At 68.2% G+C, this 22,660-nt stretch carries 20 protein-coding genes; 11 read left to right on the top strand and 9 right to left on the bottom strand.

The window, feature by feature from the left end:
- Positions 1-187: 187 nt before the first annotated feature.
- The 3 genes from C8P66_RS22235 to C8P66_RS22245 are packed head-to-tail and all read right to left on the bottom strand — an operon-like array spanning position 188 to position 2,837.
- Positions 188-1,270: a mandelate racemase/muconate lactonizing enzyme family protein gene (locus C8P66_RS22235; RefSeq protein WP_111400487.1), complete on the bottom strand. Its 1,083-nt coding sequence runs from the start codon at positions 1,268-1,270 to the stop codon at positions 188-190.
- The gene (locus C8P66_RS22240) at positions 1,270-2,100 is read right to left on the bottom strand and encodes a sugar phosphate isomerase/epimerase family protein (RefSeq protein ID WP_111400488.1); all 831 of its coding nucleotides are present in this window, start codon (positions 2,098-2,100) and stop codon (positions 1,270-1,272) included. The genes C8P66_RS22235 and C8P66_RS22240 overlap by 1 nt, the downstream gene beginning before the upstream one ends.
- Positions 2,097-2,837 carry a GntR family transcriptional regulator gene (locus C8P66_RS22245; RefSeq protein WP_158537352.1) on the bottom strand — a complete coding sequence of 247 codons (741 nt, stop codon included), beginning with the start codon at positions 2,835-2,837 and terminating at the stop codon, positions 2,097-2,099. Before C8P66_RS22245 ends, C8P66_RS22240 begins: the two co-directional genes overlap by 4 nt.
- Before the next feature lie 259 nt (positions 2,838-3,096).
- On the opposite strand from C8P66_RS22245, the gene C8P66_RS22250 reads away from it, so the two are divergent.
- Genes C8P66_RS22250 through C8P66_RS22275 form a run of 6 tightly spaced genes read left to right on the top strand, consistent with a single transcriptional unit; the run spans position 3,097 to position 10,162 of the window.
- On the top strand, positions 3,097-4,308 hold the full coding sequence (locus C8P66_RS22250; RefSeq protein WP_111400490.1) for a CaiB/BaiF CoA transferase family protein: 1,212 nt from the start codon (positions 3,097-3,099) through the stop codon (positions 4,306-4,308).
- A gap of 18 nt (positions 4,309-4,326) precedes the next feature.
- Positions 4,327-5,136, top strand: a complete 810-nt coding sequence (locus tag C8P66_RS22255; RefSeq protein ID WP_111400491.1) for an enoyl-CoA hydratase — start codon at positions 4,327-4,329, stop codon at positions 5,134-5,136.
- A gap of 41 nt (positions 5,137-5,177) precedes the next feature.
- The gene (locus C8P66_RS22260; RefSeq protein WP_111400492.1) at positions 5,178-6,236 is read left to right on the top strand and encodes an ABC transporter substrate-binding protein; all 1,059 of its coding nucleotides are present in this window, start codon (positions 5,178-5,180) and stop codon (positions 6,234-6,236) included.
- Positions 6,237-6,272: 36 nt separating this feature from the next.
- Positions 6,273-7,337 carry an ABC transporter substrate-binding protein gene (locus C8P66_RS22265; RefSeq protein ID WP_111400493.1) on the top strand — a complete coding sequence of 355 codons (1,065 nt, stop codon included), beginning with the start codon at positions 6,273-6,275 and terminating at the stop codon, positions 7,335-7,337.
- 9 nt (positions 7,338-7,346) lie between these two features.
- Positions 7,347-9,089: an ABC transporter permease gene (locus C8P66_RS22270; RefSeq protein WP_111400494.1), complete on the top strand. Its 1,743-nt coding sequence runs from the start codon at positions 7,347-7,349 to the stop codon at positions 9,087-9,089.
- Between the two features lie 2 nt (positions 9,090-9,091).
- A complete protein-coding gene (locus C8P66_RS22275; RefSeq protein ID WP_111400495.1) occupies positions 9,092-10,162 on the top strand; it encodes an ABC transporter ATP-binding protein in 1,071 nt (356 codons plus the stop codon).
- Positions 10,163-10,295: 133 nt separating this feature from the next.
- Here C8P66_RS22275 and dnaA read toward each other — a convergent pair whose 3' ends face one another.
- Both dnaA and rpsT read right to left on the bottom strand, forming a co-directional pair.
- Entirely contained in the window at positions 10,296-11,831 is a 1,536-nt protein-coding gene (gene dnaA, locus C8P66_RS22280; protein WP_111400506.1) for a chromosomal replication initiator protein DnaA, read from the bottom strand.
- 327 nt (positions 11,832-12,158) lie between these two features.
- A complete protein-coding gene (rpsT, locus tag C8P66_RS22285; protein ID WP_111400496.1) occupies positions 12,159-12,437 on the bottom strand; it encodes a 30S ribosomal protein S20 in 279 nt (92 codons plus the stop codon).
- 243 nt (positions 12,438-12,680) lie between these two features.
- Between rpsT and C8P66_RS22290 the strand changes: the two genes are divergently transcribed.
- Together C8P66_RS22290 and C8P66_RS22295 are read left to right on the top strand one after the other, a co-directional pair.
- Positions 12,681-15,032: an Orn/Lys/Arg family decarboxylase gene (locus tag C8P66_RS22290; RefSeq protein WP_111400497.1), complete on the top strand. Its 2,352-nt coding sequence runs from the start codon at positions 12,681-12,683 to the stop codon at positions 15,030-15,032.
- A 45-nt stretch (positions 15,033-15,077) separates the two neighbouring features.
- The gene (locus C8P66_RS22295; protein ID WP_111400498.1) at positions 15,078-15,905 is read left to right on the top strand and encodes an SH3 domain-containing protein; all 828 of its coding nucleotides are present in this window, start codon (positions 15,078-15,080) and stop codon (positions 15,903-15,905) included.
- 15 nt (positions 15,906-15,920) lie between these two features.
- On the opposite strand, the gene C8P66_RS22300 is transcribed toward C8P66_RS22295, so the two are convergent.
- Genes C8P66_RS22300 through C8P66_RS22315 form a run of 4 tightly spaced genes read right to left on the bottom strand, consistent with a single transcriptional unit; the run spans position 15,921 to position 19,013 of the window.
- Positions 15,921-16,697 carry an enoyl-CoA hydratase gene (locus tag C8P66_RS22300; protein ID WP_111400499.1) on the bottom strand — a complete coding sequence of 259 codons (777 nt, stop codon included), beginning with the start codon at positions 16,695-16,697 and terminating at the stop codon, positions 15,921-15,923.
- 52 nt (positions 16,698-16,749) lie between these two features.
- Complete coding sequence (locus C8P66_RS22305; protein WP_245903739.1) at positions 16,750-17,472, bottom strand: lysophospholipid acyltransferase family protein; 723 nt, start codon at positions 17,470-17,472, stop codon at positions 16,750-16,752.
- 22 nt (positions 17,473-17,494) lie between these two features.
- Positions 17,495-18,337 carry a cell division FtsX domain-containing protein gene (locus C8P66_RS22310; RefSeq protein WP_111400501.1) on the bottom strand — a complete coding sequence of 281 codons (843 nt, stop codon included), beginning with the start codon at positions 18,335-18,337 and terminating at the stop codon, positions 17,495-17,497.
- Positions 18,324-19,013 (bottom strand): cell division ATP-binding protein FtsE, encoded by a 690-nt coding sequence (locus tag C8P66_RS22315; RefSeq protein WP_111400502.1) that lies wholly within the window; start codon positions 19,011-19,013, stop codon positions 18,324-18,326. The genes C8P66_RS22310 and C8P66_RS22315 overlap by 14 nt, the downstream gene beginning before the upstream one ends.
- Before the next feature lie 103 nt (positions 19,014-19,116).
- Between C8P66_RS22315 and C8P66_RS22320 the strand changes: the two genes are divergently transcribed.
- The 3 genes from C8P66_RS22320 to C8P66_RS22330 all read left to right on the top strand — a co-directional run bounded on the left by C8P66_RS22320 (position 19,117) and on the right by C8P66_RS22330 (position 22,476).
- On the top strand, positions 19,117-19,548 hold the full coding sequence (locus C8P66_RS22320; protein ID WP_111400503.1) for a zinc-ribbon domain-containing protein: 432 nt from the start codon (positions 19,117-19,119) through the stop codon (positions 19,546-19,548).
- A gap of 23 nt (positions 19,549-19,571) precedes the next feature.
- Entirely contained in the window at positions 19,572-21,188 is a 1,617-nt protein-coding gene (locus C8P66_RS22325) for a glycosyltransferase family 32 protein (protein ID WP_111400504.1), read from the top strand.
- Between the two features lie 67 nt (positions 21,189-21,255).
- Positions 21,256-22,476 carry a class I SAM-dependent methyltransferase gene (locus tag C8P66_RS22330; protein ID WP_111400505.1) on the top strand — a complete coding sequence of 407 codons (1,221 nt, stop codon included), beginning with the start codon at positions 21,256-21,258 and terminating at the stop codon, positions 22,474-22,476.
- Positions 22,477-22,660 lie beyond the last annotated feature (184 nt).

Raw genomic sequence — 22,660 nt, forward strand, 5'->3', positions numbered from 1 at the left:
GGGAATAGGGTGCTCCCATCGACGCTGGCCTCCTACCCAGCCAGAACCTTGAATCAGATCACCCTCCGCGTCGGGAAGAAAATTCGATTCAGCCCCAACGCATCCCGCTCTAGCGGCGGTCTCGGGGAATCGCGCGAGCCTGCGCCGCGCGCGAACACGTCGAGCATCTGGCGGCGAGCCGGGCTGATCAGGCCATCGGGTGGAAGGCGAAGCCGATGCCGGGACGGTCGGGCAGCGCCATCATGCCCGCCACCGGCTGCATGTCCTCGCTGAGCCGCGCCCGCAACGCCTTTTGGGCACCGTGCATCTCCAGCAGGCCGCCATGGGCGTGGCCGGCCATGACGGCGGCATTGGCGATGTCCCAGCCGCCGGCATGGGCGGTGGGGGTGCCATGCGCCTCAGCCAGGGCCAGGATGCGCAGCATGGCGGAAATGCCGCCGCAGAAGGCCGCGTTGGGCTGCACCCAATCGATCGCGCCGCGTGCCAGCGCGTCCCGGAACCAGCCCAGCGACTGCACCATCTGCCCCGCGGCGATCGGGATGCGGACGGCGCGGCGCAGGCTGGCCAAGGCCTCCAGATCGTTGTGGAACACCGGCTCCTCGAACCAGGCGATGTCGCACTCCTCAACGCGCAGGGCGAGGCGCTTGGCGTCGGCAACGCTCATCCCGCAATTCGCGTCGAGCATCAGCGGCGCATGCGGGCCGATCGCGTCGCGCACTGCCTGCACGCGGCGCATGTCCTGCTCGACATCGCGGCCACCGGCGGCCACCAGCATCTTCACGCCGCGGAAGCCCGCGTCGATGGCGCCCTTGCAGACGGCCGTCAGCTCATCCTCCGAATATCCCGGCAGCCCGATGGTGGCGTAGCAGGGCACCGCGCTGCGGGCGCCGCCCAGCAACCGCCAGAGCGGCTCGCCCAGGCTGCGCGCGCGCAAATCCCACAACGCCATGTCCAACGCCGAAAGCGCCGAGACGAAGACCCCCGTGGCGCCGCGAGGGTTGAAGCGGGCGGTGAGCAACGCGCCGATCGCCTCGATCACGCGGGCGTCGCTGCCACGCAGAGCCTCGTCCACGCCCCGGGAGAGCAAGGCCGCGACCTCAGGGCCCAGGAAGCGTCCGGTGACGCCCGTGCCGGCCTGCCCGTCCTCCGTCTCCACGGTGCAGCGCACGAAGGAGGGCGTGTCGAGCCCGGCATAACCCGCGGCGGCACCCACCGTGGGCAGGCGTTCCACCACCGCGGTGACGCGCCGTATCCGCGATCCGGCGGCCATCAGCAGGCAACGCCGGCGGCACGGGCGGCCTCGACCTGCCGCACCCGCGACGTGTCCATGTCGTCGAGCGTGCCGAATGCGTTCATGTAATGCCCCTTGAAGCCGCGGGCCTCGATGCGGCGGAACATATCGCCGAAGTCGAAGTTTCCTTGCCCTGGCACCAGATGCTGCTCGTGGCCATTGCGGAAGCAATCGGCCAGGCGAACCTCAACCACACGTTCGAGCGGGATGGCGTCGAGGAATCCTTCCACGCCTTCGGGCAACAGATGTGCGTGATTGGCGGTGAAGGAGAGCGCGAAGGCGGGGCTGTCGATGGCATCGTAGTAGTGGCGCCATTCCTCGATGGTGTGCGCGAGGTAATGGACCTCGGCATCCACAGGCTCCTTGTTCAGATTTTCCAGCAGCAGCAAGGCGCCCTTGGTCTCGGCGTAGCTCACCATCCGCTTCAGGCGGTCCAGCCCCGCGGCCATGCGCATCTCGACATCAGCGGTGAAATGGTAGCCCGCATGGACGACGATGGACTCCGCCCCGAGCAGCGGCATCGCGTCGATATAGGCCATGAGATAGGAATCCACCGCCTCCGACAGGAAGGGCGAGTATTCCGCGACATTCACGGCGGAGAGCGTATGCAGCCCAAGATGCACGCCATGCCGCTTCAGCGCGGCGCGGATGCCGCGGGCCCGTGCGGGATCGAAGCGCGTCACCGCATTCGCGCCGGTGTCGAGCTGGATATCGATGTGGCGCACGCCATGCGCCGCCGCCCATTCGATGGCCTGTTCCAACGGCAGGCGCCGCCCGACGTCCACGCCGATCCGTTCCATCAGAGTCATGCCGCATCTTCCCCCTTGGCGATGGTCTTGCTTTTGCCGGCCGAGGCCGGATGTGCCCGAGTCTCAGCGGCATGGCCGATGGAATCGAGAAAGCGGGCGCGCCCCAGGCGCGCATGGGCCTCGGCAAGAAGGCGCGCACGGGCGCCGTCGCCAGCCAGCATTGCCTCCATCAGGGCGCGGTGTTCGCAATTCGCCTCTGCCATATGGCCTGGACGTTCGAAGGAGCGTCGGCGCAGCAGCATCAGCTTGCGCGTGTACCCCGCATAGAGCGATGCCGCCTCGGCATTGCGGCCGCAAGCGAAGATGAAGGCGTGGAACCCCGAGTTGATCTCGAAGAAGCGTTCGCGATGATCCGTCAGGATGGCCTGATCCATCGCCTCGACCATGTCGCGCAATTCGAAGGCCTGCGCTGCCGTCAGGGATTGTGCCGCGCGGCTCGATGCGAGCCCGAAGAGGACGGCGTTGATCTCATAGATCTCCATGGCCTCATCGAGGCCGAGGCTTCGCACGAAGGCACCGCGGTTCATGATGACGGTGACGAGGCCCGTCTTCTCCAACGCGCGGGCCGCCTCCCGCACCGGCCCTCGGCTGACGCCGAGGTTGCGGGCGAGGGCGACCTCATTGAGCCGCTCCCCTGGCGTGAGTACCCCCTGGGTGATGAGCTGTTCGATGCGCCGGGCGACATCGATGCCAAGCGCCTCAGGCGCACGGCGGCGGCGTGGCGGTTGTGTTAACAATTTGTGCGGCGCAGCAAGCGACTCGCTGCGATCATCTTGCGGTGCAGCATCACGATCTTCCCCGATACCAGCGCGGGGTTCGTTCAAACGCGGAGGTGCGCGGCCGGAAGTCATCGCATTCATTGTTTACAGTTCGTCGTTCCGCTGGCAACCTGCATTCACCAAGAATGAAGAACGTTCAGGAGAGAACGATGGTGGCCAGGGCGGCACGTTGCGACGCGCATCGCATATCCGGACACAGCGCCGCGGCCTCACCGCTATGAACGACGCCACCTCTGTCCGGGAAGCCTCCCAGAGCCAGGCCCTGCCATTGGCGGGATTGCGCGTGCTGGACCTGACGGTCGCGCGTGCCGGCCCCACCTGCGTCCGCCACCTCGCCGATTGGGGCGCGGAGGTGATCCGCATCGAGCCTCCGTCCGCCGAGGGGCAGGACATCGCCGGTGAGCCCGACGGCTTCGATTACCAGAACCTGCACCGCAACAAGCGGATCATGCAGATCGACCTGAAGCAGGCCGAGGGCAAGGCGGTCTTCTTCCAACTCGCCAAAACCGCTGACGTCATCGTCGAGAACATGCGCGCCGCGGTGAAGTTCCGCCTCGGCGTGGACTATGCCAGCGTGCGCGCGGTGAACCCTCGCATCGTCTATGCCTCGATCTCCGGCTTCGGCCAGGACGGTCCCTATGGCCATCGCGCGGGCGTGGACCAGATCGCCCAGGGCATGGGCGGGCTGATGAGCATCACCGGCCTGCCCGGCCAGGGGCCGGTGCGTGTCGGCATCCCCATTGCCGATCTTACCGCGGGTAATCTTCTGGCCCTCGCCGTCATGATGGCGCTGTTCAATCGTGAGAAGACCGGCGAAGGCCGCTGGGTGCATACCAGCCTGCTGGAAGCCATGGTGTTCATGCTGGATTTCCAGGCCTCGCGCTGGCTTCTGGCCGGCGAAGTCGCAGGCCAGGCCGGCAACGATCATCCGACGGCGATCCCGACCGGCGTCTTCCCGACGCAGGACCAGCCGATCACCCTCGCCGCCTCCTCCCCCCGCATGTGGGAACGATTCTGCGAAGCGCTCGGTCAGCCGGAATGGATCACCAAGCCGGGTTGGGACACGCGGGATGGGCGGTCCCAGGACCGTGCCGCCATCAACGCCGCCATCGCCGATGTGACGCGCACCAAGCCAAGCCTGCATTGGATCGAGGTGCTGGACACCGCCGGGATTCCCTGCGGCCACATCAACACCATAGACCAGGTCTTCGCCGATCCGCAGGTGCAGCATCTGGGCATTGCCCAGCCGGTGCAGCACCCGAGACTCGGCGCGCAACGCCTCGTGTCCTCGCCGATCAACATGACAGGCGTCACCCGGGGCATCCGGGCGCCCACGCCACGCGCCGGTGAGCACACGCAAGAGATTCTGGAAGAACTTGGCCTCGATGCACAGGCCATCGCCGCATTGCGCGCCACGCGCGCGGTTTGAGATAGAGGAGGCGAGGGCATGGACGGCATCGTGATTCAGTTGGAGACACCCAAGATCCTCGCGCGGGTCGAGGATGGCATCGGCTGGCTGACCTTCAACCAGCCCGAAAAACGCAACGCCATTTCACTGGACATGTGGCAGGCGGTGGCGACCGCCGCTGAGCGCTTCACCAATGATGCGGCGGTGCGCGTGGTGGTCATGCATGGCGCGGGCGGCAAGGCTTTTGCGTCAGGCGCCGACATCAGCCAGTTCGAGAAGATGCGTGACAGCGCCGAGGCGGAGGCGACCTACTCCGCGACCTCGAGCAATGCCCGCAAGCGTCTCGAAGCCCTGGGCAAGCCGCTGATCGCGATGATCCAGGGCTTCTGCATCGGCGGCGGCTGCGCCACGGCGATGGTCGCCGATCTGCGCATCGCCTCGGAAGACAGCCGCTTCGGCATCCCGGCGGCGCGGCTTGGCGTCGCCTATGCCTATGAAAGCCTGCGGCGTCTGGTCAGCCTCGTCGGGCCCGCGGTCGCCAAGGACATCATGTTCACCGGGCGGCAGCTCGATGCGCAGGAAGCATTGGCCTGCGGCCTGATCAACAAGGTTGTGCTGGCCGCTGACCTTGAAGCAACGGTCTCTGCCATGGCACAGACCATGGTGCGCAACGCACCGCTGTCGATCCGCGCCTCCAAGGAGGCGATCGACCAGATCGCCGGCGACCCGGCCAAGGTCGATCGGGAAAAATTCGAAGCCATGTATCGCGCGTGCTTCGACAGCGCCGATTACGCGGAGGGACGGGCTTCCTTCATGGCCAAACGTCCGCCAGTCTTCAACGGTCGCTAACCGGACACAGATCCGGGCGCGCAATCAGGGAGGAAACAAGAATGAAATTGACCCTCACGAAGCGGCAATTGCTGTCCGTGGCCACGGGTGCCGCTGTCGGCGGCCCTGCGTTTCGCGCCGCCGCGCAGACGCTTCCCGCGCATGAAAAGGCGCTGTACGACGCCGCCAAGGCGGAGGGCGAGCTGACCTGGTATTCCGGCCAGTACAATGCCGAAAGCTCAGAAGCCATGGGCCGGGCGTTCAACGATCGCTTCCCCGGTGTACACTGCAATGTCGTGCGCAGCACGTCGCAGGTCGCTTTCCAGCGCCTCAGCCAGGACACCCGTGCCGGCGTCCGGCAATGCGACGTGTTCAGCTCGACCAACTCGGGGCATTTCACGCAGTTGAAGCGTGAGGGCAAGCTGACGCAATACACCCCGGTCAATGCGGCGGGGATGCTGCCCTCGATCCAGAACGTTGACCCGGACGGCTATTTCCACACGTCCTTCCTCGGCCTCTTCCTGATGATCCACAATACGCAGTTGGTGAGCGAGGCGAATGCGCCGAAGAGCTGGGCCGATGCGCTGGATCCGAAGTGGCGCAACCAGCTCGCCGTCGGGCATCCTGGCTTCAGCGGCGCCATCGGCGTCTGGGCCGTGCAGATGCGGAAGATGTATGGCTGGGACTATTTCACCAAGCTTGAGCGCAACAAGCCGCTGATCGGCCGCTCCAGCCAGGATCCGGTGACGACGCTGAATTCGGGCGAGCGCTCGGTCGGGCTTTGCGTGCCGGTCGGCACCACGGCGCTGGCGATGTCGCGCGGCAATCCGCTCAAGCTGATCTACCCCACCGAAGGCGTGCTGGCGACGATCTCGCCCTCCGCCATCCCCTCGAACGCACCGCACCCGAACGCGGCGAAGCTGTTCATGGAATTCCAGGCCAGCAAGGCCGGATCGGAAGCCGTGCGCGACTACTACAACGAACCGCTGCGCGGCGATGTCGCGCCGGCGCCCGGTGCCAGGCCGCTGTCGGAGATCACCCTGCTCGCCCCCAGCATCGCGGAACAGGAGACGGGTGTGCCGGAAGTCCGCGAGGCCTGGCGCGATACCTTCGGGATCTGACCACCGTCCGCACACCAAGAAGAAACGGAGGAACGCATGACCGGCATAACCAAACGGACCGTGCTCGGCGCCACGGCGGCGATCACGGCGGCGGCGATCCTGCCGGCGCGTCGCGCCGCGGCGCAGACCTACACGGCGCACGAACAGCAGCTCTACGACGCCGCCAAGGCGGAGGGGGAGGTGACCTGGTACACCGGCCAGCTCCAGGCCCAGCCCTCCGAAGCGGTCGGCCATGCCTTCACCGATCGTTTCCCCGGCGTGCGCTGCAACGTCGTCCGCACCACCTCGCAGGTCGCCTTCCAGCGCCTGTCGCAGGATTACCGGGCCAGCGTCGCGCAATGCGACGTGTTCAGCTCCACCGACTACAGCCACTTCACCTTCCTCAAGCGCGAGGGGCGGTTGATGGAATACCGCCCCGTCAATGCGGCGGGGATGGTGAAGGCGGCGCGCGAGGCGGCGGACCCGGATGGGTATTTCCAGGTCACCTACCTCGCGCTCTATCTGCTCGCCCGCCGCTCGGACAATTTGTCTGAGGCCGATGCGCCAAAGTCGTGGCGGGAGCTCACCGATCCGAAGTGGCGCAACAAGATGGCCGTCGGCCATCCGGGCTTCAGCGGCGCCATCGGCAACTGGGCGATCATGATGCGGAAGGCCTATGGCGAGCCCTTCTTCCGCGAATTCGCCCGCAACAACCCCCAGGTCGGCCGATCGGCCGGTGATCCGGTCACGACACTCAATGCCGGCGAGCGCATGCTCGGCGTCGCCGTTCCCTCGGCCGCCACCTTGTTCAGCGCATCGCGCGGCAATCCGTTGACGCTGATCTATCCGACCGATGGCACGCTGATGGTCGCGGCGCCGAGCGGGGCCATCAAATCCGCACCGAAGCCCAATGCGGCGAAGCTGTTCATGGAGTTCATGACCAGCCCCGCCTATTCCGAGGCCACGCGCGGTTTCTATGCGGAATCGCTGCGCCCCGAGGTGCGGCCGCCGGAAGGCTCCCGCCCGCTCGACGAGCTGACGCTCATCTCCCCCACCCCGGAGGAGGTCGAGAATGGCATTCCCGAAGTCAGGGAGCTGTGGCGTGACATTTTCGGCGTTTGAGGTAGCCCGATGAGCACGGCATTGGGAAAGAGCGTCGTGGCCACGCCGCCGCGACGCGTCAGCCTCGCCCGCAGGATCGGCCGGATCGAGCCGGTCATGCTGCTTTGGATTCTTCTGATCGGCGCATTGTTGTTCCTGGTGGCCTTCCCGCTGGGCAAGCTCTTCCTCGTCAGCTTCGAGACGCGCGGGACCGGGGCCTTCACCCTGTCCAACTACGTCACCGCCTATGGCCGTGCGCGCTATATCGAGGCCGTGGTGAATTCGCTGACCCTTGGCCTGGCATCAGCCACCATCGCCGTGGTGCTGGCGGTGCCGATGGCCTGGGCGGTGTCGCGCACCGACATGCCCGGCAAGGGGCTGACCTGGACGGTGGTGCTTGGCGCCTTCATCCTGCCGCCCTACCTCGGCGCGGTCGGCTGGATCCTGCTGGCGGGGCCGAATTCCGGCTTCATCAACGTGTTCTGGCGCTGGCTGACCGGATCGGAATCGCCCTTCTTCAACGTCTACAGCTTCGAGGGGCTGGCGCTGGTCATCGCGCTGAACGCCTTCCCGCTGGTCTTCATCTTCGTCAAATCCGCCCTCGACCTCGTGTCGTCGGAGATGGAGGACGCCGCCAATATCCTCGGCGCCGGCACCTGGACGGCGATGCGCAAGGTCTCGCTGCCCCTGGTCTGGCCCGCCATCATGGCCGGCTTCATCATCGTCTTCCTGGAGACCATCGCGCTCTTCGGCACACCCGCGATCATCGGCATTCCGGCGCGGATCAATGTGGTGACGACGCAGCTTTGGCAATTCTTCGAATACCCGGTGCGGGTCGAGGTGGCCGCCGCCTATGCCATGCCCCTGCTGCTGGTCACCGCCGGCATGATCGCCACGCAAAAACTGCTGCTGTCGCGCAAGGGCTATGTCTCCCAGACCGGCAAGGGCGGCGAGCGCCGTCCGATCAAGCTCGGTGCATGGCGCTGGGTGATGTTCGCCTGGTGCGCCATGGTGGGCATGATCGCGGTGGCGATGCCGCTGTTCGTGCTGTTGCAGGCCTCCTTCGCCAAGGCCTGGGGGCGCGGCCTCAGCCTCGATAACCTCACCTTCGCCAACTACTATCTGCTCATCTTCGAGCACGACATGGCGATGACCTCGATCTGGAACACGATCTGGTTCTCGGCCACGGCCGCCACCATCGCGGTGCTGCTCGCGCTGATGGTCGCCTATATCGTGAACCGCCGGCTGGTGCCCTTTGGGGAGGTTTTGGGGTTCCTGGCGCTGGCGCCCTTCGTCATCCCGGGCATCGTGATGGCGATCGGCTTCTACGCCGCCTATGCGGCGCCGCCTTTGTCGCTCTACGGTACCGCGGCGCTGATCATCCTGGCCTTCGCCGCACGCTTCCTGCCGATCGCCTATGCGAATTCGTCATCAGCGATACGCGCGGTGCATCCGGAGATGGAGGAAGCCGCGCGCATCCTGGGCAGCGGGCGGTTGCACGCGATCCGGATGATCACCGCGCCGCTCGTCAAGAAATCGCTGCTGGGCGGCTGGCTGATCGTCTTCATCGTCGCCTCGCGCGAATTGTCGGCGGCGATCTTCCTGGTCGGCCCGCGGACGCGAACCATGTCGGTGCTGCTCTATGATCTGAGCGAGGCCGGCAATTTCGAGGTGCTCGCCGCCTTTGGCGGACTGCTGCTCGTCGTGACCCTCATCTTCGTGGGCATCGGCATGAAGCTGGTTGGGCGCGACTTCATGCTGCGGAGAGGCTGATTATGTCCCGATTGTCGATACTGGGCCTCACCAAGGCCTATGGCCGCACGCGCGTCGTGGACAACATCGCCCTGACCCTGGAGGAAGGCGAATTCGTCTCCCTCCTCGGCCCCTCGGGCTGCGGCAAGACCACGACCCTGCGGATGATCGCGGGCTTCGTGGAACCGACCGAGGGCCAGATCTCGCTCGATGGCGAGATCATCTCCGCCCCCGGTTCGGTGCTGCCGCCGGAGCGGCGCACCATGTCCATGATCTTCCAGAGCTACGCGGTCTGGCCGAACATGACGGTCGCCGAGAACGTCGCCTTCGGCCTGAAGCTGCGGAAGCTGCCGTCCGCGGAGACGAAGCGCCGGGTCGGGGAAATCCTCGAGGTGGTGCAGATGAGCCACCTCGCGGAACGCTACCCCTCCGAGCTTTCGGGCGGGCAGCAGCAGCGCGTGGCCCTGGCCCGCGCCATCGTGGTGAAGCCGGCGGTGCTGTTGCTGGACGAGCCGCTGTCCAACCTTGACGCCAACCTCCGTGAGGAGATGCGCTTCGAGATCCGCCGCCTGCACGATGAATTCCGCATCACCACCGTCTATGTCACCCATGACCAGGCCGAGGCCATGGCGACCTCCGACCGGATCGCGGTGATGAACGCCGGGCGGATCGAGCAGGTGGATGCGCCGCATCTGCTCTACACCCGCCCGCGCACGCGCTTCGTGGCCGGCTTCATCGGCCGCACCAATTTGCTGCAAGCCCAGGTCGAGAACGGCGAGATCGGCTTCGGCGGCATCTCGGTGGGCGTCGGGCAGGTCGCGGGGGCCGAGGCCGCGACGACGCGCGACATCCTGGTCTCGGTACGGCCGCAGAGCATCGGGCTGCACCGCCAGCGCCCGGTGGGCGAGCACCCGATCCTGGCCGGCGTCGTCGCGCAGCGGACCTTCCTCGGCGAAACCTGGGATTACGTGGTGCGTTCGGAGGAGGCCGGCGGGCTGCGCCTGCGCGCGACGGCGCCGCCGTCGCAGATCCACGAGGTAGGCGAAAAAGTGTGGCTGGAGTTCGATCCGCGTCAGATGGCGATGGTGGAATAGCCGCGGCGCCAGCCCCGCGCGGGAGCGGCGGCGCTCGGCCTGGCTGTTCCTGGCCCCCATGCTGCTGGCGCTGATTTTCCAGCGCCGGATCGCCTCCGGGCTGACGGCTGGGGCCGTGAAAGGCTGACGCCCTTCAGACCTCCAGCATCTTCCGCAGCAAATCCACATCCTCGGCGAAGGCGGTATCGGCCTGCATCAGCTCGGTGATGCGGCTGACGGCATGCATGACGGTGGTGTGGTCGCGGTTGCCGAAGTGGCGGCCGATCTCGGGCAGGCTGCGGCTGGTCAAATGCTTGGCCAGATACATCGCCACCTGGCGCGGCCGCGCCACGTTCCGCGCGCGGCGGGGCGAGGCCATGTCGGTCATCTTGATGCTGTAGTGATCCGCGACCTTCTTCTGGATCTCATGGATCGTCACCCGGCGGTCGTGGGCGCGCAGGATGTCGTGCAGGACCTCCTGCGTCTGGTCCAGGCTGATGCCGCGGCCGAACAGATTGGCATGGGCGACCAGCCGGTTCAGCGCGCCCTCAAGCTCCCGCACATTGCCGGTGATCTTGCTGGCCAGGAATTCCATGACCCGCGGCGGCACCGCGGCCTCCAGCGAGGCCGCCTTGGCCTGCAGGATCGAGACCCGCAGCTCATAGGTCGTGGCATGGATATCGGCGACCATGCCGCAGCCGAGCCGGGTGCGGAGGCGATCCTCCAACCCCGACAGATCGGACGGCGATTTGTCGGCCGAGACCACGATCTGCTTGCCGGCATCGACCAAGGCATTGAAGGTATGGAAGAATTCTTCCTGGGTATTGTCCTTGCCGATGAGGAACTGCAGATCGTCGATCATCAGCACATCGACCGAGCGCAGGCTTTCCTTGAACTCCATGGTCGATTGCCGGCGCAGGGCGGCGATGAACCGGTACATGAAGGTTTCCGCCGACATATAGGCGACGGTGCGGTCCGGATGGCCCTCGCGGATCGCCCAGGCGATCGCATGCATCAGATGCGTCTTGCCGAGGCCGACCCCGCCATAGAGGAACAGCGGGTTGAAGCCCTGGCTCGCCGGGCGCTCGGAGACGCGCCGCGCCGCCGCATGGGCGAACTCATTGGGCTTGCCGACGACAAAGCTCTCGAAGGTGAAGCGCGGGTCGAGCGAGGGCTCGTGCCCCTCGCGCCCCGGGCCGGGGGCCGGTTCGGGAGCGGCGCGCGGCGGGGCAAGGCGGCCGGCCAGGGCCGGGCTCGCCGGCGCGGGCTCGGCGATCTCCACGCGCAGCGGCTGCGGCGGGGCTGCGGCCGCGCCATTCACAGGCGGGGCGGGCTCGGCCTGCCCTTCGGGAGCGACGCGCACCTCGATGCGGCGGACGCCGATATCCTCGGCCTGCCACAGCAGGCGCAGCCGGTCGGCATAATGGCTGCGAACCCAGTCGCGGAGGAAACGGCTCGGCAGCAGCACCACGGCGACATCGCCGGCGACGCCGGCCAGCGTCATCTGCCGCAGCCAGGAGCGGTATTCGGCATCGCCGACATCCTGCCGGAGCCGGCCACGGATGCGGGCCCAGGCCTCGGCGAGCAGCCCCGCGGGCAGGTTGGCCGCATCCCTCGGTGCCGGCTCACGCCCCGCCGCCCGAGCGGTGGAGGCGCTGGCAGGGTCGCGGCTGCTGTGCTCCTGCTCCATGCGGTTCGCCACCTCGTTGTTTCCGAGCCCCGCCGACCATGATGGACCGCACGACGTCCTATCGAAGCCCGACCGGCCTAGACTAGCCAGTCACGATGGCGCCGCGCAAACGCCATCAGCGTGTCACGCTCAGAATAAATTGTTTCAAAAAGAGAACGACAAAAATCACGCCCTCACGCCCGGACTGACATCCGCACGCATGATGGACATGATATTTGTCAGGTTTCTATCCAGCGCAACAAATGTTAGCGCCGAATACTAGGCCCCTCGGCCTGATGGGGCAACGGGACCGGAGCGGGAACGCTCCGGTTGTTGCCAGTCCAGTCCTCAAGCGGAGGCGCTGGACTCCATCGACTTGATGCGGGCCGACAGGCGGGAGAGCTTACGGGCCACCGTGTTCAGGTGGAACGTGCCCTTGCCGACAGCGCTCTGCATTTCCGGCTGCGCGATGCGCAGGGCTTCACGAGCCAGCGACTTGTCGCCGCCGGCGATCGCCGCCTCGACCTTCTTCAGGTAGGTACGGACGTGGCTGCGGCGGGCGGTGTTGCGCGCATTGCGCTTTGCCGTCTGCCGGATGCGCTTCTGCGCGGACGCGGTGTTCGCCATGGCGGTGGGGTCGTGCCGATCCTGAGTGAAGTTGAACAGGTCCGCGGGTCGCGGAGGACCCTTGGAAGGAGGGGGCTGGTAGCGCCGCACGGGCCTGTGAGTCAAGTCCGAGGTGCGCCGGTGTTTGGAAGCACGGGCGGGCCGGGCCGTAAACCGCGGCGCCACGGAAGCGTCATATCCGCAGCCTTGCCCTGGCGGAGCAGGCGTTCCACTCCTGCGCCAGCACGCCCGCGGAGAGAAACTGTGGAATACGCCCGTCGCTTCAAGTTTCTGATCTGCGCCCCCAATTTCGACGAGGCGGACCTTGAGGGCGCGCGGCTGCGCCAGATCATCGCCGAGATCGAACAGGATGCGTATCAGGTCGTCCGCGCCCGGCGCGACGATGACGCGGAGCTTGTGATCCGCACCGATGCCGCGATCGGCTGCGTGATCGTTGATTGGGGGAAAAAGGGGCTCCAGGGCAAGGCCGCGGCGCTGATCGCCCTGGTCCGCAAGCGCGGGCTGGATGTGCCGATCATCGTGCTGGTCCGCCGCCACCGGCTGGAGGATATCCCCGTCGATGTGCTGGACGATGTGGACGGCTTCATCTTCCTGGCCGAGGAAACCCCGGATTACATCGCCAAGACCCTGGTCTCCCGGCTGCGGCAATATGCCGACACGCTGAAGACCCCCTTCTTCGGCGCCCTGGTGGATTACGCGGAGCAGGGCAACCAGCTCTGGACCTGCCCTGGCCACAATGGCGGCGTCTTCTACCGCCGCAGCCCGATCGGGCGGATTTTCGTGGAGCACCTGGGCGAGGCGATCTTCCGCGACGATCTGGACAATTCCGTCCTCCAGCTCGGCGACCTGCTGACCCATGAGGGGCCGGCGCTGAAGGCGCAGCAGGCCGCGGCCGAGATTTTCGGGGCCGAGCGCACCTATTTCGTGCTGAACGGCACCTCCACCTCCAACAAGGTCGTGCTGACGGCGCTGCTGGCCGAGGGCGACCTCGTGCTGTTCGACCGCAACAACCACAAGGCCGCGCATCACGGCGCCCTGCTGCTGGCCGGCGCCGTGCCGGTCTTCATCGAGACCGCCCGCAACGCCCATGGGCTGATCGGCCCGATGCGGCCGGAGGCCTTCGACGAGACCGCCCTGCGCGAGGCGATCCGCACCAACCCCCATGTCACCGACCCCGAGGCCTGGCGCCGCCCCCGCCCCTTCCGCGCCGCCGTCGTCGAGCAATGCACCTATGACGGCACCATCCATTCGGCGGATGAGATCGTCGCCCGCATCGGCCACCTCTGCGACTACATCCTCTTCGACGAGGCCTGGGCGGGGTTCATGAAGTTCCACCCGCTGTTCCGCGGCCGCTTCGGCATGGGGCTGGAGAACCTCGGGCCGGATGCGCCGGGCATCATCGTCACGCAAAGCACCCACAAGCAGCTCGCCTCCTTCAGCCAGGCCTCGCAGATCCACATCAAGGACAGCCACCTGAAGTCCCAGCGGCGGCGGGTGGAGCACCGGCGCTTCAACGAATTCTTCCTCCAGCACGCCTCCACCAGCCCGTTCTACCCGCTCTTCGCCTCGCTGGACGTGGGCGCGCAGATGATGAAGGGTCGCTCGGGCGAGGTGCTGTGGGATGACACCGTCCGGCTCGGCATCGAGATCCGCAAGAAGATGCGCCTGATGCGCCGCGAGTTCGAGGAGACCGAGGCCGACCCCGCCCGCCGCTGGTTCTTCGAACCCTTCGTGCCGAAGCTCGCCCATCTGCCCGGCGGCGCGGTGCCCTGGGAGGATGCCTCGACCGACGTGCTGGCCTCCGACCCCGCGCATTGGGCGCTGCGCCCGGGCGAGGATTGGCACGGCTTCCCCGACCAGATCCCCGGCTGGGCGATGACCGACCCCAACAAGCTGACCCTGCTGACCCCGGGATTCCGGGACGGCGGCTATGCCGAGCACGGCATCCCGGCCCCCATCGTCGCCGAATACCTGCGCCAGAACCGCATCGTGCCGGAGAAGAACGACCTCAACAGCCTGCTCTTCCTGCTCACCCCCGGGGTGGAGAGCAGCAAGGCCGGCACGCTGCTGTCCCACCTCGTCACCTTCAAGAAGCTGCATGACGCCAATGCGCCGCTGGACCAGGTGCTGCCCGAGTTCTGCGCCAAGCGCCCGGCGCGCTACGAGGGCGTGCGCCTGCGCGATCTTTGCGCCGAAATGCATGCCTTCTACCGCGAGGCCAACATCAGCGCCCTGCAGATCGCCCAATTCCGCGCCGAACACTTCCCCGAAGTGGCAATGACGCCGCAGCAGGCGACCCGGGAACTTGTGCGCAATAATGTGAACTACGTCCCGCTGGAGGAGGTCGCGGGAAAGATTGCTTCCACGCTGTGGCTGGTTTATCCGCCCGGCATCGCGATCATCATTCCAGGCGAACGACTGGATGATCGGGCCCAGCCAATGATCGCCTATCTTCAGGCGTTCGAGCGGGCCGCCAATATCTTCCCCGGCTTCGATACTGAAATCCAGGGACTGTACCGAGAAACCGGACCCGATGGGCGGATCCGTTTCTACACCTATGTCGTGACCGAGGCGGAGGCGCATCCGGTCATGTAATTGGCCATGTAACTCAATCGCCCGCTGTCGCGTTACGGCACCGTGATGCGGAGATTGACCATGCGGCTGATGAGCCTGTTGTGCGCGGTGATCGCCATCGGCCTGGCCGGTTGCGACGATCATGCCACTACCGCGGATGCGGCGACCCACGGCCGCGCCGCGCAGGCGCAGGACGTGCTGGCGCTCTCGCAGGCGGCGGCGGAACAGCGGCTGCGCGCCGAGCTTGGCGCCCAGGCCCGCCTCGAATTCCGTGGCGTCCAGGCCTATCGCCAGGCCGCCCCGCAGAAGGTCGCGGTGTGTGGCCAGGTGAGCACCTCCAGTGGCGGCCCGGCCTTCGTCCCCTTCATCTCCATCCTGACCTGGACCGGCAGCGGCGCGGCACCGGAGCGGATCGACCAGAGGGTCGCCCTGTCCAATGTCGAGGCCACGCGCGTCTATGTGGAGCAGCAGTCCCATTGCCTGGACCAGGGCGGGCCCGCGGCGATGCCGCGCCGCGGGGCCCCGCCGCCGCTGCCCCGCATCCCCAACGGCCTGCCGAACGGCGTGAGCGCCGGGCTGCGCCGTGGCGGCCCCGCCGGGCAGCCCGAGGGCCAGCCGGTGGCGCAGACGGTATCGATGCGCCCCGCCGCCGCGGCTTCGGCGCCCCCGGCGGATGATCGCGCCACCCCTTCCGGCTCGGAGCGGGCGGTCACGCTGCAACAGCCCGGCAATCTGCGCGCCCATCCGAATGGCGGCGGCGAGATTGTGACCGTATTGCCGCGCGGCCAGGCGGTGCATGTCTTCGCCACCGCCCCCGGCGGCTGGCTTCAGGTCGGCGAGACCGAACCGCGCGGCTGGCTGCACAGCAGCCTGGTCACGGCCTCGGCGCCCTGAGTCCCTGGCCCCAGTTTATTTATTCGTGAAGACCGCCGCCCGCTTCTCGGCGAAGGCGGTCATGCCCTCGGTCTGATCGGCGGTCGCGAACAGCGACTGGAACAGCCGGCGTTCGAACCGCACGCCTTCCTTCAGCGTCGTCTCGAAGGCGATGTTCACCGCTTCCTTGGCCATGGCGACCGAGGGGGCGGAGAGGCTGGCGATCTTCTCCGCGATTTTGATCGCCTCGGCGACCAGATCGGCGGCGGGGACGATGCGGGCGACAAGGCCCGCGCGCTCCGCCTCGGTCGCATCCATCATCCGCCCGGTCAGGATCAGGTCCATGGCCTTGGCCTTGCCGACCGCACGGGTCAGGCGCTGGGTGCCGCCGGCGCCGGGGATGATGCCGAGGGTGATCTCCGGCTGGCCGAATTTCGCGGTATCGGCGGCAATGATCATGTCGCACATCATCGCAAGCTCGCAGCCGCCGCCCAGCGCGAAGCCCGCGACCGCGGCGATCACCGGTTTTTGGGCCTTCAGCACCGCTTCCCAGCGCTTGCCGATGAAATCGTCGAAATAGACGGCGGGGAACTCGCGCCCGACCATTTCCTTGATATCGGCGCCGGCGGCGAAGGCGCGCTCGCTGCCGGTCAGCACGATGGCACGGATGGCCGCATCATCGGCCATGACGTCAAGCGCGGTCCCCAGCTCCCCCATCAACTGGTCGCAGAGCGCATTCAGCGCCTTGGGCCGGTTCAGCCGGATCAGCCCGACCGGGCCATGGGTTTCGACCAGGATCATCTCGTAGCTCATGGCGGTCCCTTTCAGTGGTTGGGGCGGAGTATCGCGGGGCGGCGGGCGGGTGTCACCGCACCTCCGCCAGCGCCTCCAGCCGGGTGGCTTCCTCCCGCACCCGCGCCTCAAGCAGACGCACGGTTTCGACGCGCGGCAGGCCCTTGGGCAGCGGCGGCAGGATTGAGAGGGTGATCGTCCCCGGCAGCTTGCGGAAGGCCCGCCGCCCCCAGAGCTGCCCGCTGTCCGTCGCCGCGGGGATGACGGGGGAAACGGTGCCGGCCAGCGCCACCACCCCCGGCTGCCAGGGCAAAGCGGCGCCGGGGGGGGCGCGGGTGCCCTCGGGGAAGATGACGATCTGGCCGCCCTCGGCCGCCCGCGCCTGCCCCGCGCGCAACAGGCCGCGCATCGCCGAGGCACCGGCGGCGCGATCCACGGGGATGGAGCCCGCCTGCTTCGCCATGCCGCCATAGCCCGGAATCTTCAGCAGCTCCGCCTTGATCACATAGATCGGGCGCGGCAGCAGCATCAACCAGACGATGGTGTCGAAGGCCGACTGGTGGTTGCAGGCGATCAGGCAGGGGCCGTCCTTCGGGATATGCTCGACCCCGGTGACGCGCAGGCGGATGCCGCAGATGGCCCCCATCAGCCAGATGACGCCCCGCGCCCAGAGGGACATCACGCGCAGCGTGCTTTCCTTGCGGCCAAACCGATACGGCAGCCCGATCAGGATCAGCCCGCCGGTCATCACGAAAAAGGCGAGGTTGAACATCGCCGAACGCACCCAGATCAACACGCCACTTTCCCCTTGTGTCCTCTCACGGCCGCCGCCGCAGCCAGCGGCGCAGCACCGCCTGGGCCACCGCCCAGCCCAGCGCCGCCGCCAGCAGCGGCACCATGGCGAGCGAGACCCAGGGCAGCGGCAGCATGCCGCCCTGCGTCCCCGGCACCAGCTGGCCCACGAACAGCAGCGGCGGCAGCGCCACGATCACGCCCGCCGTCGCGCCGACCCCGGCCAGGAAGGCCAACCGCCGGGCAAACCGCCCGGCAATCTCGCCATCGCGGGCGCCCCATTCGTGCAGCAGCAGCACCGCATCGCGCCGCGCCGCCAGCCCCGCCCCCGCGCCCACCGCCACCACCGCCGCCGCGACCACGGCAACCAGCATCAGCACCGCCAGCGCGACCACCCGGACCGCCTGCGCCAGATTGGCGATCTGCCCGGCCCAGGGGCCATGGGGTTCCAGCACCGCCCCCGGCACCGCGGCGCCGACCCGGGCGGCCAGATCCGGCACGTCTGCACCGCTCAGGCGCAGATCGACCAAGGACGGCAAGGCGATCCCGCCATCATCGCCGAGCCAGGGGCGGAGCAGCCGCGCCAAGGCGGCGGGATCGGCCGCCTGGGCCGCCGCGATCCCGGGCAATTGGCCAAGCTGGGCCACGGCATCGGGGACATCGGCGCCGCGCGGCAGGATCACGGTCGCGGTATCGCTGGCGGCGCTGCGCCAGCCCTCGGCGAAGCCCGCCGCGGCAGAGGCCCCGGCCAGCGCCAGCGCCGCGAGCAAGGCCATGGCCCCCACCAGCGCCGGCAGCAGCCCGAAGGGCAGCGCCCGCGCGAGGCCGAGCGGATCGCGCGCCCGGCGCGACTGGTCAGCCCTGGACATGGCGCGCCCTGCCCCCGCCCAGCACGAGTGCCGCGGCCGGGAAACGGGCCGGCAGATCCTCGCTATGGGTCGCGACCACCACGGTGGTGCCGAGCCGGTGCATCTCGATCAGCAGCGCCAGCAGGCGACGGGCCTGGCCGGCGTCCAGGTTCCCGGTCGGCTCATCGGCCAGCAGCACATCGGGGCGGCCGACCACGGCGCGGGCGATCGCCGCGCGCTGCTGCTCGCCGCCCGACAGCGTCGCGGGCCGATCGGCATGGCGATGGTCCAGCCCGACCCAGGCCAGCATCTCGGCGACATCGGGCAGCAGCGAGGCCTCGGCCCGCCCGGCCAGGCGCAGCGGGAGGGCGACATTGTCAGCGACGCTCAGATACGGCAGCAGGCGGAAATCCTGATAGACGGTCGCGATCCGCCGTCGCATCGAGGCGATGGCCCCCCGCCGCGCCATGCGGGAGGGGTTGGGCCCGACCCGCAGCCCCAGCACCTCGACCTCCCCCCGGCTCGGCCGCAAGGCGAGGCCCATCAGGCGCAGCAGGCTGGATTTGCCGGCGCCCGAGGGGCCCAACAGCCAGGTGAAGGAGCCCTGCGCCAGGGTGAAATCCAGGTCGCACAAGACCTCCGGCGCGCTCAGCGCGGCGCCTTCGTATCGCAGCCCGACATCCGTGAAGCGTAGCATCGGCGCCGGATTGCCACGGACCCCGCGGCAATGCCACCGCCGATGGCCCGTCAGATGGAACTGACGTCTTGTGCAAGCGGCGCGAGCCCGCCAGAAACACCGCATGCGGATCACCTGCCCCGCCTGTGACGCCAGCTATGATGTGCCGGACGGGATGCTGTCCGCCGCATCGGAGGTGCGCTGCGTCCGCTGCACCCATGTCTGGCGCCCGCTGGGCCCGGCGCCGATGCCGGCCCCGCCCGTGGCATCGCCAGCCCCAAAGCCCGCGCCACCGCCGGTGCCACCGCCCTTGGCACCGGCGCAGCCCGCGCCCGCCCCGCGGCCACGCCCGCCCGCCTTCGCATCCCAGCCGCCGCGGCTCGTCCCGCCCCCCAGCGCCGCCGCGCGAACGGGCACGCGCGGATTGGCGCTGGCCTGGATCGTCTCGCTGCTCGTCCTGGCCGGGGCCGCCGTCGCCGCGAATGTCTGGGCCGCGGTGCTGATCGCGGCCTGGCCGCCGCTGGCGCGGGTGCTGCCGTTCCTGCCCATCCAGTGACAGCGGATGCAGCCTGGCCCGACGTGACCAGTACCGGCGACCCGGCGCTGGACGCCTGCCACGAGGCGATCGAGGCGGCGCCCGGCACCCCCGCCCCGGTGGCGGCCCTCGGCCAGCTGCTGTTTCACCGCCAGGCGTTCCGGCAGGCCGAAGCGGCCTTCCGCATCGCTCTTGCTTTAGGCTCGCAAGACCCGCTGGTGCATGCGCTGCTGGCCGAGATCGCCAAGGTGGCCGGCGCCCATCTGACCGCGGCGCGCGGGTTCGAGATCGCCTCGGACCTCGCCGGTGGCAATCGCTCCTGGCGGTTCCTGGCCGGCAATTCCTTTTGGGAGCTGGGCTGGGCCGATGCGGCGATGGGCTGCTTCTCGCGCCTGCCGCGCCCGCTGCCCGACTGGTGGGCGTTGATCTGCCGGAACGCCCAGGGCGGGCTGACCACCGCCCGTGCCACCGCGCGCCGCCTGCTGCCGCTGCTGCGGGAGGCCAGGATCGAGGCCGGGCCGGGGCTCGAACTTCTCGAGGCGTTGACCGCCGCCGGGCGTCTGCGCGCGGCGGCCGGGCTGGCGGCACGGCTGGCGGCCGACGTCCCTCAAGACGCGGCGATGATCGGGGCGCGCGCCAGCCTCGCCTTCCGCCTCGGCGGCGCCGCCGCCGGGCTGGCGGTGCTGGCGGCACATCCGGGCGTGGCGGGCAGCAGCCAGAAACTCGCGGACCTCGGCGCCATGATGGCGATGGAGGATGGCAATCCGGCCCTGGCCAGCGCCACGCTGGAACTGATCCCGCGCGAGCGCTGGAACTACGACGGCTTCGCCCGCGCCTGCCGCATTCGCATCGCCAATGAGGATTCCGCCGGCCTCGACGCTCTCGCCCGGGATTGGGTTGGCCGCGGCGATGGCTGGAACAGCACGCCCTTCCTCTACATGCTCGAAGCCTTCCGCCAGGGCGGCAGGCTGGCGTTGCTGCCCGAAACGCCGACGGCGCCCCCGCCTGCCGGCGAATGGGGCCTCGTGCAGTTCTGGGATGCCCCGGTGCCCCCGGCCGATGTGGCCGCCACCATGGCGAGCTGGCGCAGCGTGAACCCCCAGATCCGGCAGACCATCCTGGATCTGGACGCCGCCCGCGCCTTCATCGCGGCGGAGCACGGCGCGGTGGCGCTGGGCTGCTTCGACCGCTGCCGCCATGCCGCGATGAAGTCGGACTACCTGCGCCTGATGTGGCTCTTTACCCATGGCGGCTTCTATTCGGATGCGGATGACCGCTGCCTGGCGCCGGTCGGCCCGCTGTTCGCGGCGCTGGAGACGAGCGAGGTGGTCGTGGTGATGGCCGAGCAGTCCCCCCCCTACTTCAACAACTGCCTGCTGGGCGCCCGGCGGGGCAGCGCCATTATCGGCGCCGCGATCGCGGCAGGGACCGAGCGCATGCTCTGGGCCGAGCAGCATGGCCTCACCCTCTCCATCTGGAACGACACCGGCCCGGGGCTGCTGACCCGCAGCGTGGTGCGCGCGCTGATGCAGGCCGAAACCCCGCAGGCCATACGGGCCGTGGCGACGGTGGTGCCCGACTACCGGCTGCGGACATTCACGCACAACGACCCCACCCTCGCCTATAAGCTGACGCCCGAGGGCAATTGGCGCCTGGCCTGACCGGCACACGGTCTCGTTTGATCGCAACGCGGTGACAGCCTCGGCGCCAGCCTCTAACCTGGCGGTCATGAGCGCCACCGACCTGCCCGCCAGCGTCTTCCGTCCCGACGGCAGCATCGACGTGCGCAAGCTCATCGATGTCTTTGACGAGGCCGAACACGCGCGCCGCGCCGATCAGTATTTCGCGGACCGGGACCTGACCCAGCCGGATTTCTTCAAGCCGCTGGGGCACATCGCCCATGCCGAGCAGATGCTCTACAAATTGCGGGCGGCGCTGCAGTTGCTGGAGCCATTCCCCTCGGCCGAGGTGCTCGATTTCGGCACCGGCCTCGGCTGGCTCTCACGGGTGCTCGCACGGCTCGGGATGCGGGTTTACGCCTGCGACATCGCCGCCAGCGCGCTGCGCCTGTCCGAGGCCTTCACGCTGAAGCGCGAGCCGGAGCTCGCCGACCGCATTTCCTATCATATGCTGGACGGGCCGAAGATCCCGCTGCCGGACAACTCGATCGATCGCATCTTCAGCTACGACGCCCTGCACCACGTTCCGCGCTATGAGCCGGTGTTGCGGGAAATGGCGCGGGTGCTGCGCCCCGGCGGGCTCGCCGTCTTCGTCGAGCCCTCGGACCTGCACAGCCAGTCCCAGGCGTCGCAGGCCGAGATGCGCAGCTTCGGCGTGATCGAGAATGACGTGGATATTTTCGCCCTGGCCGAGATGGGCGCCGCGCATGGCTTCATCCCGGGCGAGGTCGCGGTGACGCTCTCCAAGGTGCCGACGCTCGATTTCAACACCTTCCGCGCCGAGGTCGCGCGCACCCGCTCCGGCCAGATGCCGGACCAGCCGGTCATTCGGCAGGTCTTCGCCGCGGTCGATCCCAATATCTCCAATCTGCGCGTCTTCTCACTGCGCTACGGCGAAGCGCCCAAGGACAGCCGCGCCATCCCGCATGGTGAGACCGGCGTCGGCACGATCGCGATCACAGCCCTCCGGCGCGCGCCCGAGGGGGTGGTGGCGGAGCTGCGGGTCACCAATACCGGACCCTATCGCTGGATCGCCTCCGGCACCGCTCCGGGATCGGTGAACATCGGCGCCATGCTCCGCACCGCCGATGGTTCGATCAACCGCAACTGGCGCCGCATGCCGGTGCCGGTGGAGGCGCTCTCGCCCGGGGGCAGCGCGACCTGCCGGCTCGTTCTGCCGGACTCGCCCCAGACCGCGGGCATCGCCTTCGATCTGGTGGCCGAGCACATCTGCTGGTTCGGCGCCGACGTCGAGCAGGGCCTCTCCTAAAGCATTTTCAAGTCAGGTGGAGTCACCTGACGACTCGGAAAATGCGGCAAAACAACAAGCTAGCAGTCTGTCGGATTCACTTTGCCTTTCTGATTTGTCAAACTGCGGTTATGGCGACCTTCGTATCCTACAATCGCGACCAGGCATTCCTGTTGCCTCCGGACCTCAAGGCGTGGCTGCCCGA

The organism is Humitalea rosea (genome assembly GCF_003253705.1).
In the GTDB taxonomy this organism is placed as follows: domain Bacteria; phylum Pseudomonadota; class Alphaproteobacteria; order Acetobacterales; family Acetobacteraceae; genus Humitalea; species Humitalea rosea.

Bases quoted from the DNA above. Each gene is read 5' to 3' on its own strand.
- C8P66_RS22300 (WP_111400499.1), bottom strand. From the start codon at position 16,697: ATGAGCTACGAGATGATCCTGGTCGAAACCCATGGCCCGGTCGGGCTG.
- C8P66_RS22295 (WP_111400498.1), top strand. From the start codon at position 15,078: ATGCGGAGATTGACCATGCGGCTGATGAGCCTGTTGTGCGCGGTGATC.
- C8P66_RS22255 (WP_111400491.1), top strand. From the start codon at position 4,327: ATGGACGGCATCGTGATTCAGTTGGAGACACCCAAGATCCTCGCGCGG.
- C8P66_RS22260 (WP_111400492.1), top strand. From the start codon at position 5,178: ATGAAATTGACCCTCACGAAGCGGCAATTGCTGTCCGTGGCCACGGGT.
- C8P66_RS22270 (WP_111400494.1), top strand. From the start codon at position 7,347: ATGAGCACGGCATTGGGAAAGAGCGTCGTGGCCACGCCGCCGCGACGC.
- C8P66_RS22275 (WP_111400495.1), top strand. From the start codon at position 9,092: ATGTCCCGATTGTCGATACTGGGCCTCACCAAGGCCTATGGCCGCACG.
- C8P66_RS22235 (WP_111400487.1), bottom strand. From the start codon at position 1,270: ATGGCCGCCGGATCGCGGATACGGCGCGTCACCGCGGTGGTGGAACGC.
- C8P66_RS22320 (WP_111400503.1), top strand. From the start codon at position 19,117: ATGCGGATCACCTGCCCCGCCTGTGACGCCAGCTATGATGTGCCGGAC.
- C8P66_RS22315 (WP_111400502.1), bottom strand. From the start codon at position 19,013: ATGCTACGCTTCACGGATGTCGGGCTGCGATACGAAGGCGCCGCGCTG.
- dnaA (WP_111400506.1), bottom strand. From the start codon at position 11,831: ATGGAGCAGGAGCACAGCAGCCGCGACCCTGCCAGCGCCTCCACCGCT.
- C8P66_RS22310 (WP_111400501.1), bottom strand. From the start codon at position 18,337: ATGTCCAGGGCTGACCAGTCGCGCCGGGCGCGCGATCCGCTCGGCCTC.
- C8P66_RS22330 (WP_111400505.1), top strand. From the start codon at position 21,256: ATGAGCGCCACCGACCTGCCCGCCAGCGTCTTCCGTCCCGACGGCAGC.
- C8P66_RS22265 (WP_111400493.1), top strand. From the start codon at position 6,273: ATGACCGGCATAACCAAACGGACCGTGCTCGGCGCCACGGCGGCGATC.
- C8P66_RS22240 (WP_111400488.1), bottom strand. From the start codon at position 2,100: ATGACTCTGATGGAACGGATCGGCGTGGACGTCGGGCGGCGCCTGCCG.
- C8P66_RS22250 (WP_111400490.1), top strand. From the start codon at position 3,097: ATGAACGACGCCACCTCTGTCCGGGAAGCCTCCCAGAGCCAGGCCCTG.
- rpsT (WP_111400496.1), bottom strand. From the start codon at position 12,437: ATGGCGAACACCGCGTCCGCGCAGAAGCGCATCCGGCAGACGGCAAAG.